Source organism: Halarchaeum salinum (assembly GCF_039520965.1).
GTDB lineage: Archaea > Halobacteriota > Halobacteria > Halobacteriales > Halobacteriaceae > Halarchaeum > Halarchaeum salinum.
In genome coordinates this window covers 368,161-377,670 of the sequence record NZ_BAAABL010000042.1, presented here as the reverse complement: position 1 = coordinate 377,670, position 9,510 = coordinate 368,161, and the positions used below count along the sequence as shown (strand labels likewise).

10 protein-coding genes are annotated in these 9,510 nt (G+C 67.4%); 7 read left to right on the top strand and 3 right to left on the bottom strand.

What is annotated here, in order from left to right; all coding sequences use genetic code 11:
• Positions 1–125 precede the first annotated feature (125 nt).
• On the bottom strand, positions 126–1,448 hold the full coding sequence (locus ABDZ36_RS07765; protein WP_343749259.1) for a nickel pincer cofactor-dependent isomerase, group 22: 1,323 nt from the start codon (positions 1,446–1,448) through the stop codon (positions 126–128).
• 160 nt (positions 1,449–1,608) lie between these two features.
• The gene (locus tag ABDZ36_RS07760) at positions 1,609–2,310 is read right to left on the bottom strand and encodes a cyclase family protein (RefSeq protein ID WP_211313438.1); all 702 of its coding nucleotides are present in this window, start codon (positions 2,308–2,310) and stop codon (positions 1,609–1,611) included.
• Between the two features lie 5 nt (positions 2,311–2,315).
• On the opposite strand from ABDZ36_RS07760, the gene ABDZ36_RS07755 reads away from it, so the two are divergent.
• From ABDZ36_RS07755 to ABDZ36_RS07725, 7 genes are all read left to right on the top strand, one after another.
• Positions 2,316–2,498, top strand: a complete 183-nt coding sequence (locus ABDZ36_RS07755) for a hypothetical protein (protein ID WP_211313439.1) — start codon at positions 2,316–2,318, stop codon at positions 2,496–2,498.
• Positions 2,499–2,585: 87 nt separating this feature from the next.
• A complete protein-coding gene (fba, locus tag ABDZ36_RS07750) occupies positions 2,586–3,599 on the top strand; it encodes a class II fructose-bisphosphate aldolase (protein ID WP_211313440.1) in 1,014 nt (337 codons plus the stop codon).
• Entirely contained in the window at positions 3,596–5,104 is a 1,509-nt protein-coding gene (locus tag ABDZ36_RS07745; protein ID WP_211313441.1) for an FGGY-family carbohydrate kinase, read from the top strand. Before fba ends, ABDZ36_RS07745 begins: the two co-directional genes overlap by 4 nt.
• Before the next feature lie 3 nt (positions 5,105–5,107).
• Positions 5,108–6,145, top strand: coding sequence for a 2-hydroxyacid dehydrogenase (locus tag ABDZ36_RS07740; RefSeq protein ID WP_343749258.1), 1,038 nt, complete (start codon positions 5,108–5,110; stop codon positions 6,143–6,145).
• A gap of 199 nt (positions 6,146–6,344) precedes the next feature.
• Positions 6,345–7,541, top strand: coding sequence for a UxaA family hydrolase (locus ABDZ36_RS07735; protein WP_211313442.1), 1,197 nt, complete (start codon positions 6,345–6,347; stop codon positions 7,539–7,541).
• Positions 7,538–7,852, top strand: coding sequence for a UxaA family hydrolase (locus ABDZ36_RS07730; protein ID WP_211313443.1), 315 nt, complete (start codon positions 7,538–7,540; stop codon positions 7,850–7,852). Before ABDZ36_RS07735 ends, ABDZ36_RS07730 begins: the two co-directional genes overlap by 4 nt.
• Entirely contained in the window at positions 7,849–8,961 is a 1,113-nt protein-coding gene (locus ABDZ36_RS07725; protein ID WP_211313444.1) for a UxaA family hydrolase, read from the top strand. The genes ABDZ36_RS07730 and ABDZ36_RS07725 overlap by 4 nt, the downstream gene beginning before the upstream one ends.
• 32 nt (positions 8,962–8,993) lie before the next feature.
• Here the strand turns inward: ABDZ36_RS07725 and ABDZ36_RS07720 are convergent, their stop codons facing one another.
• Positions 8,994–9,401 carry a VOC family protein gene (locus tag ABDZ36_RS07720; RefSeq protein ID WP_211313445.1) on the bottom strand — a complete coding sequence of 136 codons (408 nt, stop codon included), beginning with the start codon at positions 9,399–9,401 and terminating at the stop codon, positions 8,994–8,996.
• Positions 9,402–9,510 lie beyond the last annotated feature (109 nt).

Here is a 9,510-nt window from a genome sequence, read left to right as displayed (position 1 = left end):
TCTCCCGCTTCACTTCCAACGTTCTAACGACTCATCCCGACGCTGTCTGCGGATTCAATAGAGCCGTTCCGACATATCGAACGGGAATCCCCGATTACGAGGGACTGCGACGGTCGCGACCGCGACTACTCGGTAGCGAAGCCGAAGTCGAAGTCCCCCTCATCGTCGAAGGAGAGCGCTCGAAACGCGCCGACATCAGTGTCCTCGCGTTCCGAGAGCTCGCGGGCGACCGGCTCCGAGACGTAGAGCGCGTCGGGTTCGAGGGTGTTCTCGATGTAGGCGACACGGAGGTCTTCGGGGTCGCGCACGCCCATCATCGAGTATGCGACGACGAGCGTCGCTTCGTCGGTGGGCGTGATGACCGGGATGAACGCGCGGGACGGCTCGCCGCTCGTTACGGTGTTCGTGTAGACATCGTCGAGGTTGAGGTCGGCGACCAGATCCTCGTGGACGTAGTCGGCGAGTCCCAAACCGACCGCGTTCCCGTGGGAAGCCGGTGTGACCGAGCGGACGTAGATGCGCGTGATATCGGGCGATTCGGGTTCTGGCTCGTCGAGATAGCGCGAGCGGCCGATAACGTTCGGATCCATCCCCGCACCCGAGATGTCTTTGCCCAGTTCGTCGACGACGAGCAAATCGAGGTCCTCGACGGGTAGAGTCGGGAAGAGTTCCGTCGAGCGCTCGAGGAGTTCGGGTTCGCGCTCGGGTATCTCGTCGACCGGGACCCCCTCAATGTGCGCCGCGCGCTCGTGGGCGTTATCGAGGAGCGCAATCCCCCCGACGATGGGCGTCTCTTCGAAGAGGATCCGCGCCCGTTCCCGGATGGCCGACTCGAGCCCTCCATTGATCGCGGTGTTGTGCATCGCGTCCGCCCCGCGCTGTTTGCCGAGGCCGACGACCGCCATCTTCTCGAGGCCCGACTCGGTCGCGCCGCGGTAGTCCGTGTGAAGTTTCACGCGGTTCGCGAGGAGGATGGCGTCGGCGCTCGTCGCGACGGTCGAGGCGTAGACTGGACGTCCGTCCTCGTCCGCACCGACCTGCTCGACCGACATCGAGTCCCGGATCTCGCAGCCGAGACGCTCTTCGGTGATCCCGTACTCCGCAAGGACGCCGTGTTGACCCTCCGGCGTAGCGCCACCGTGACTCCCCATCGCGGGGAGGACGAACGGCTCGAAATCACGCTCTCGAAGTTCGTCCACGGCCGCTTCGACGAGCTCGGGCATATCGTGGATACCGCGACTCCCGGCAGTGACAGCGACTTCCGATCCATCCGGGAGGTCGTCGAAGGCCGGGATAGCGTCGACGGCGTCCCGAGTGGCTGCGGTGACGTCGTCGACCTGCGGTGGATCTCGGTGGCGCTCTACGAACGCGAAACGCGGATACTCGTCGACATCGAGGTCGTTGACGTTGGTGAGCGTCTCCGCGTCCGGAACATCGAGTTCGATCATGACGAATACGAGGCGGTCCGCGTTCTTAGTTTTATCTTCCTGCGGTGGCGAACGTCGCTCACGGCGAGGAGACCACCACTGTCTCGTGATGGCGGCCGACTGCGACGAATCGAGCGCGTCCTTGGCATGACGGAAGGCCGGTCGACGCCCGGGCCCCCGGTCAGCGATACGCGACGGCGCGCACGGAACACCCGCTGGTGTTCTGGACATTGAGTGGGAGAAAGCTAAAGCAGGCGCGGCGGGTGTCGGCACCGTCGAGGACCGCATCGAGGTTACGGAGCTCCTCGATGGGGAGGACATCGTTCTCCAAGAGGGGGAGGTGGGAGTCGGCGGGATCGACGTCGGTGCTCGAGCCGTGTGCCGGCATCTCGTCGAACCACCCGCCGACGCTCGGCGTGTCGACACCGACCGCCGTCGCGCCCGCGTCGGCGAGGTACTGGGAGGCCGCCCCGTGGAGGTGGGGGAACTCGAACAGCCACTCGTCGGTGTGCCCATAGTACTGATCCCACCCAGTGTGGAGCATCACCACATCCCCGTCCTCGATGTCGTCGGCGAACGGTTCGAGGTGGTCGACCGTGATCGTCTCCGCGGTCTCCATCGGCGCGAGATCGAGCACGACTCCTTCGCCGACGAACTTCGAGGCGGGGAACTCGTCGAGGGTCTTCCCCTCCGGAATGAAGTGACGCGGGGAGTCGACGTGCGTCGCCGTGTGGGTGCGCATCGTCATCTTCTCCATGGTGTAGCCGTCGCGAGCCGCGAGCTTCGTCCGCTTCAGGTCGATGGGCGGAAACGTCGGCCAGACCGGGATGTCGTCCTCGATGGGGTTGGTGAGATCGATGACCTCCTCTGGTTCGTCGAACATACGAGGTGAAATACCACGGAGAGACGCATAACGTTAATTATTATTTCGTCCCAACGGGCCGTGCCGAATTCCTCTTCGGCGGGGAGCGACAGGCAATTGTCGACCGGCGCGATGTCGGCGAGATGATGGTCGTCGGCGAGATGCCGGCGGGCGTCGCGGACCAAAGCCACGTCGAGGCCCGCCAGTGACGTGACGGTTCCGGCGGTTCCCGTCGACCGCCGCTTCTGTTCGTGCGAGCGGTAGTTATACGGCGAATCGTCGATAACTGGCAGTTGATGCCATACTACGACGGTGTCGAACTCTCGAGCACGTACGCGGACGCGAGCGAGCGTGGATACGGGTTCTTCGCGAGTAACGTCACACACGTCGACGTCCTCCTCGGACTTCTTCAGGGTGCCGACAGTGCCGATTCCGATCTCGTCGTACAGGTGAACCGGAAAATTGCGGCGGCCTTCGGGAACGGCGACGCAACCGTCGGTCTCAACGCGTTCGCCGCGTACATCGAACGCGTCGCGGACAGCGTCGACGTCGGCGTCTTCTGCAACGTCGACCACGTCCATCTCCCGAACCAGGCCGACTTCCTCGACGCCGTCGCCGAGTCGGGCGTCCCCTCCTCGGTGATGGTCGACGCGTCGGACACGTCCTTCGAGGAGAACGTCGAGTTGACCCGGGAGGCCGTCGAGCGTCTCGACGAGGCGGACGGGGAGATGCTCGTCGAGGCGGAACTCGGGCGCGTCGCTGGTGTCGAGGGGGATGTCGAAACCGCCACGGAGGACGCGTTCTACACCGACCCCGAACGGGCCGTCGAGTTCGTCGAGCGGACGGGCTGTGACCTCCTCGCCATCTCGGTGGGTACCCAGCACGGCGTCGCGTCCGGGCAAGATCTCGACATCCGGCCCGACGTTGCACGAGCGGTCCGCGACGCGCTCGACGACGCGGGCTTCGATGTCCCGCTCGTCGTCCACGGCTCTTCGGGACTCACCGACGAGCAGGTCCGCGCGTTCGTCGACGCCGGCGTCCGGAAGTTCAACAAGAACACGCGCTATCAGTACGAGTTCGCGCGCACGCTTGCGGACTTCTACCGCGACCACGCGGACGCCGTCCGACCGCCCGAGGGCGTCGTGGACGACCGCGCCGACTTCTTCGGGGATGCCGACTGGTCACCCGACCGGACCTACTTTCACCCGCAGGCCGCGGCGGAGGCCGTACAGGACCGGATCGCCGCGGTGTACGGCGGTCTCGCCGATCTCACTGGGAGCGCTGGTCGGAGTCGTCACGGACGCCGATGACGCGCACGCTGCTACTCGGCATTGATGCCGGACTCACGAACCTGAAGGCCGTCGCCTTCGACCGCGGTGGCGACGTCGTCGCCAGCGCATCGAGCGAAACTCCCGGATTCGGTTCGAAACCGGGGCGGGACGAGCAGGACCACGGCGAGCTCTGGGCGGCGGTCGTCGACATCGTCCGAGCCGTCGTGGCCGACGACGCGGTCGACCCGGACGCCATCGCGGGCGTCAGCGTCGCTGGACACGGGCACGGACTCTATGCTCTCGGTGCCGACGGCGAGCCGGTCGTCGGCGTGAAGTCGACGGACAGCCGCGCCACCGATCTTGTGGCCGAGTGGCGCGACGACGGCACGCTTGCCGCGGCGGCCGACCACCTCGGATGGACGCCCTTTGGGGGCGATCCGCTCAGCCTCCTCGCGTGGTTCGACCGCGAGGCACCGGAGACGGCGGCGCGGATAGACACCATCCTCTTCTGCAAGGACGTGCTCGCGTACCGGTTCACGGGGTCGGCGACGACGGACACGATGGAGGGGTCGGTGTTCCGCGCAGAGACGCCCGACGAGGCGCACGCCGCGTTCGACGTCCTCGGTATCGAGGACCACGCGGATGCGATCCCAGACCCCGTCCCCAGCACCGAACGCTGCGGGACGGTAACGGCGGCCGCCGAAGCCGAGACAGGCCTCCCCGCGGGGACGCCGGTCGCCGCCGGTCTTCACGACGTCGGGGCCTGCGCGCTCGGGGCGGGCGTCACCGACCCCGGCGAGGCCGCGGTTATCCTCGGTACATGGGGGCAGAGCGTCGTCGTGACCGGCGGACCGGACGACGGGTCGGGCGGCCTCCCGCGGCGCTACCTCGACGGCTGGCTCCGCTATCGGGGGACGCGTGCCGGCGCGGCGTGTCTCGACTGGTTCGTCGAGGAGTTCGGCGACGAGTGGCGCGAGCAGGCCGTCGAACGTGGCGTCGATCCCTACACCGTCTACGAGGGGGTCGCGAGTGACGTCCCGGCAGGGGCGGGCGGCGTTCTCTTCCACCCGTATCTGAACGGAACGACGGACGACCCGGACGCCCGCGGGGGGTTCTACGGGCTCGGTCTCGACAGCACGCGCGCGGACATGCTCCGCGCGGTCTACGAGGGAGTCGCCGTCGCGCAGGTGACCGGGGTGCGCGACCTCCGCACGACGATCGACGCGATGCGCGTGACCGGCGGTGGAGCGCGCAGCGATATCTGGCCGGCTATGTTCGCAGACGTCTTCGGCGGACCGGTCACGGTCCCTACGGGCGCGGAGATGGGCGCTCGCGGCGTCGCGATCTGTGCCGGCGTCGCAGCGGACATCTACGCGGACGTTGACGCCGCCGTCGAGGAGACGGTGACCGTCGAACGGGAGTACGCCGCCGATCCCGACGCGACGGCCCGATACGAGCGGGTCGCTCGGGCGTTCGCCGAGGCACGGAACGGGCTCGAACCGGCATGGCAAACGTTGAAGACTATCCCACCGGAAGACTCGTAGTAGATGACGACCACTGTTCTGCTGTGCGGCGACCCGCAGCAACCGAGCGAGTATATGCACGAAGCGGCCAGCTTTCTCGATGAGCGCGACGTCGTCTTTGAGCGGATGGACTGGATGGGCGACGCCTCGCCCGCCGAATTCCGGAACGTGACGATGGACATGGAGGAAGTCGGCCCGAGCGCCTACGATACGAGCGACATCGCGACGCACCTCGACGGTGTCGACATCCTCGTCGTCCACAAGGCACCGGTCTCGCGCGAGCTCGTCGAGGATGCGGACCTCGACATTGTCGCCGCAGCACGCGGCGGCACGGAGAACGTCGCGGTCGACGCCTGCCACGAGCGCGACGTCACGGTGCTGCACGCGCCAGGGCGAAACCGGAACGCCGTGGCGGACTACGCGGTGTCGATGCTCCTCTCGCGCCTCCGTGAGATCCCGTTCAACCACGGCGACATGACGGACGGCGAGTGGTCGCAGGTTTTCGACCCCGCGTTGCTCCCGCCGGACGTCCGCACGACGACGGTCGGAATCGTCGGCTTCGGCCACATCGGTCGCGGTGTCGCACGACGGCTTCACGGCTTCGACCCCGAGGTCCTCGCGTACGACCCGTTCGTCGACGACGAGTCTATCGTCGAGCACGACGCTGAACCCGTCTCGGACCTCGAGGAACTCCTCGGCCGCGCGGACGCGGTGACGCTCCACGTCCGTCTCTCGGAGGAGACGGAGGAGATGATCGGCGTCGAGGAGTTCGCGTCGATGAAGCAGTCTGCGTTCCTCGTAAACACTGCTCGCGGTGGCCTAGTTGACGAGGATGCACTCGTCGCAGCGCTGGACGACGACGAGATCGCGGGTGCAGCACTCGACGTCTTCCGCGAGGAGCCCCTCCCCGCGGATCACCCCTTCCTCTCGCAGGATGGCGTCGTGCTCACCCCGCACGTCGCGGGATCGACCCGAGACGCCGTCCTCGAAGGCCCGCGCATCGTCGCGACGGACATCGAGGCGTGGCTCCGCGGCGAGACGCCCGAGCACGTCGTCGAGTAGGCCACGATACGGCAGTGTACAGTATGCAGATCACGGCGTTTCGGACGGGGATAACCTCGTGTTCGAAAGCCCACGATTTGCGAGCGCTCGGCCCCGTTCGATTGTCTATCCGATGGCGGCCGATCGACTGGCTCTCGCCGAGACACGATCGCGACACACGCGAAAGGCATTTGGTATCGCCCCACAAAAACGAAGGTATATGAGATCAACGTTCATGGGATATCGACGCGATGACGGTCGCGTCGGTGTCCGGAACCATGTAGCCGTCATCCCGACGTCCGTCGCGGCGAGCAGCGTCGCGCGCGGTATCGCTGACGGAGCGGGCGCGTGGGCGAAAGCGACCCCCCACCAAATGGGCACGACGCAGTCGGCAGAGGGGCGCTCGCAGATGGAGCGCGTCCTCGTCGGGATCGGACAGCACCCGAACGTCGGCGCGGCCCTCGTAGTCGAACTCGGTACCGAGGACACGGATGCCGAGGATCTCGCTGACCGTATCGCGCGAACCGGGACGACCGTGGAGACGCTCTCGATCCGCGACGCCGGCGGCACCAGTGCCACCCTCGAAGCGGGCGCGACCGCCCTCGAAGAACTGAACGAGGAGGCGTCGGCCGCGCGCTCGGAGGAGGCAGACGCGAGTGAACTCGTCTTTGCCGCCGAATGCGGTGGGAGCGACGCCACGAGCGGTATCGCAGCGAACCCCGCGGTCGGGAACGCGTGCGACCGGCTTGTCCGGGACGGCGGCACCGCATCGTTCAGCGAGACGCCGGAGTTCATCGGGGCCGAACACATCCTCGCGGAGCGGTGCGTGGACGACGACGTCCGCGAGCGCCTGCTCGATCGCGTCGAGGAACGCGAGGCGATGGCGGACATGATGGGGGTCGACCTCCGCGGTGCGCAACCGACGCCGGGCAATCAGGAGGGCGGACTGACCACCATCGAGGAGAAGAGCCTCGGTGCCATCGCGAAAGGCGGCACGTCGCCGATCCGCGGCTTCGTGGAGTTCGCCGAGACGCTCCCCGTGGGCGGCGGCCTCGTCCCGATGGACACCCCCGGCTACGACATCGAAAGCGTCGTCGGGAAGGTCGCGGCGGGCGCGCAGGTCGTCGCGTTCACCACGGGCCGCGGTAGTACAACGGGCAATCCTGTGGCACCCGTCATCAAGGTCACCGGAAACCCGAAGACGTGGGAACGGATGGCGAACAACATGGACGTGAACGCGAGCACGGTCATCGACGGCGAGGCCATCGAGTCGGTCGGCGAGCGGGTCTACGACGAGCTGCTCGCGGTCGCCGACGGCAAGCGAACGGAGGCCGAAAAACGCGGTCTCGAGGAGTTCGCGGTGAACGAAGTCCAGCCGCAGGAACTCGCCGGGGCGAGCGCGGGGTCGGGCCGATGAAAGGGGTCGTCCTTGACGACGTCGCGCTACTGATGGCGGAGTCGGACACCGTTGCGACCGCCATCGACGACCTCGACGGGGGCCACGTTGTCGACGACGACGCGTACTGCGTTACCCTCACCGAGGACGTCCCGTTCGGGCACAAGATCGCGCTCGAACCGATGGCTCGGGGCGACGTCGTCCGAAAGTACGGGGAGGCGATCGGGCGCGCGACGCAGGCCATCGAGCCGGGCGAGTGGGTGCACACGCACAACTGCGAGAGTGCGCGGGGACGCGGTGATCTCGCGGCGCGCGAGGAGGTGGACGGATGAGCGCCGAGGAGCCGCTGGTCGACCCCACATCGACGTTCGAGGGGTATCGCCGCCCGGACGGCCGAGTCGGCGTCCGCGACCGCGTACTCGTCCTCCCATCGGTGATCTGCTCCCACCTCGTCGCCGAGGAAATCGCAGGGCGTTCCCCGAACGCGGTCGCGACGCCGCACGATCACGGGTGTGCGCAGCTCGGCGCGGACAACGACCAGACCGAGCGCACGCTCGTCAGTATGGGAAAGAACCCGAACGTCGCCGGGACGCTCGTCGTCGGCCTCGGCTGCGAGGAGGTCCAGAGCGACGCTGTCGCTGCAGCCCTTGACAAAGCGGGATATCCGGTCCGCGAGGTTTCGATTCAAGACGCTGGCGGGACCGACGAGTGCATCGAAGCGGGCGTCGCCGCGGTGGACGCGCTCCGCACGGCGGCGACCGCGACGCCAACGTCACTTGACGACCTCACCATCGGGATCGTCGTCGGCGACGTCACGGATTCGACGGTCGCGCACGTACATCCGCTTCTCGCCGACGTCGTTGCGCGCGTCACCGACGCGGGCGGACGCGTTCTCGTCGCCGGGAACGAGCGCTTCGCCGCCCACCCGGAGGCGACGCGCAAACGCGCGAGCGCCGGCGCTCGCGACGCGGCCGAATCGTTCCTCGGACGCCACGACGACGTCCCCGCTCGCGCGACACGCGTCCACACCGACGCGGTCGCGAAAGGGCCCGAGGCCGCAACCGGGTTCCTCGGCGATCACGCTCTCGACGACGTTGTCGAGTATGGTGCTCGCGCGAGCGCGGACGGCGTCTCGCTCGTGGACGCGCCGTCGCGCTTCGAGGAGGCCGCAACCGGGCTCGCCGCGGCAGGCGCGCAACTGGTGATCCACGTCACGGCTGACGGTGTGCCGGCCGGCCATCCGGTTGTCCCCGTGCTGAAGGTGTCGGGAGATGCGGAGACGAACGCGGCACTTCCCGACGACATCGACGTCGACGCGCGCGCGGCGAGTCCGGCTGATCTCGTCGCAGCCGTTCGCAATATCGCCGACGGCGCGGCGACGTGCGCGGAGGGCCACGGTCTCTCCGAGTTCGCCATCACGCGCGTTGGCCCGTCGATGTAACGTCCCAGCGCTGAGCGGCCGCCCGGTCTCGTTCAGCGGCCGTCGGGCGTTTCGACGAGTTCGATTCGCGTCAAGTCGGGTCCATGACAGAACGCGTACCGCGTGTCGCCGAGGTCGAACGGCTCCATGAGGACGCCGCCGCTCTCGCGCCAGTCGTCGAGGGCGGTCTCGACGTCGTCGACCTCAATGCCGTAGTGGGCAATACCGGGTTCGAGCGGTTCGACGAGACCGGCGGCCTCGTACGGTGTGGGATGCACGACGAACACGGTTGTCCCGGCGAGATCGAGCGCCGCGTATCGGACGTCCTGTTCCCAATCATCGCGGGCAATGTCTCCACGGTCCCGGAGGGTCGCATCGAGGCGCTCTTCGAGGAACGCGACGGTGTCGTGGACGTCGGCGGCGCGGAGGCCGACGTGCGAGAAGGCGTTCGGTGTGATCACGCCATTCGAAACGTGGGGAAAGGTAGAAAGCGTTTCCCCGGGGTAAGCCCCGATTACGTGCGGTTTCCGCTGTGCGTGAGTAACCCAAACGGAACCCTTTTCTACCACG

Excerpts from the sequence above, each read along its gene's own strand:
- ABDZ36_RS07745 (WP_211313441.1), top strand. The coding sequence starts at position 3,596 with ATGACGCGCACGCTGCTACTCGGCATTGATGCCGGACTCACGAACCTG.
- ABDZ36_RS07725 (WP_211313444.1), top strand. The coding sequence starts at position 7,849 with ATGAGCGCCGAGGAGCCGCTGGTCGACCCCACATCGACGTTCGAGGGG.
- fba (WP_211313440.1), top strand. The coding sequence starts at position 2,586 with ATGCCATACTACGACGGTGTCGAACTCTCGAGCACGTACGCGGACGCG.
- ABDZ36_RS07730 (WP_211313443.1), top strand. The coding sequence starts at position 7,538 with ATGAAAGGGGTCGTCCTTGACGACGTCGCGCTACTGATGGCGGAGTCG.
- ABDZ36_RS07740 (WP_343749258.1), top strand. The coding sequence starts at position 5,108 with ATGACGACCACTGTTCTGCTGTGCGGCGACCCGCAGCAACCGAGCGAG.
- ABDZ36_RS07765 (WP_343749259.1), bottom strand. The coding sequence starts at position 1,448 with ATGATCGAACTCGATGTTCCGGACGCGGAGACGCTCACCAACGTCAAC.
- ABDZ36_RS07735 (WP_211313442.1), top strand. The coding sequence starts at position 6,345 with ATGAGATCAACGTTCATGGGATATCGACGCGATGACGGTCGCGTCGGT.
- ABDZ36_RS07760 (WP_211313438.1), bottom strand. The coding sequence starts at position 2,310 with ATGTTCGACGAACCAGAGGAGGTCATCGATCTCACCAACCCCATCGAG.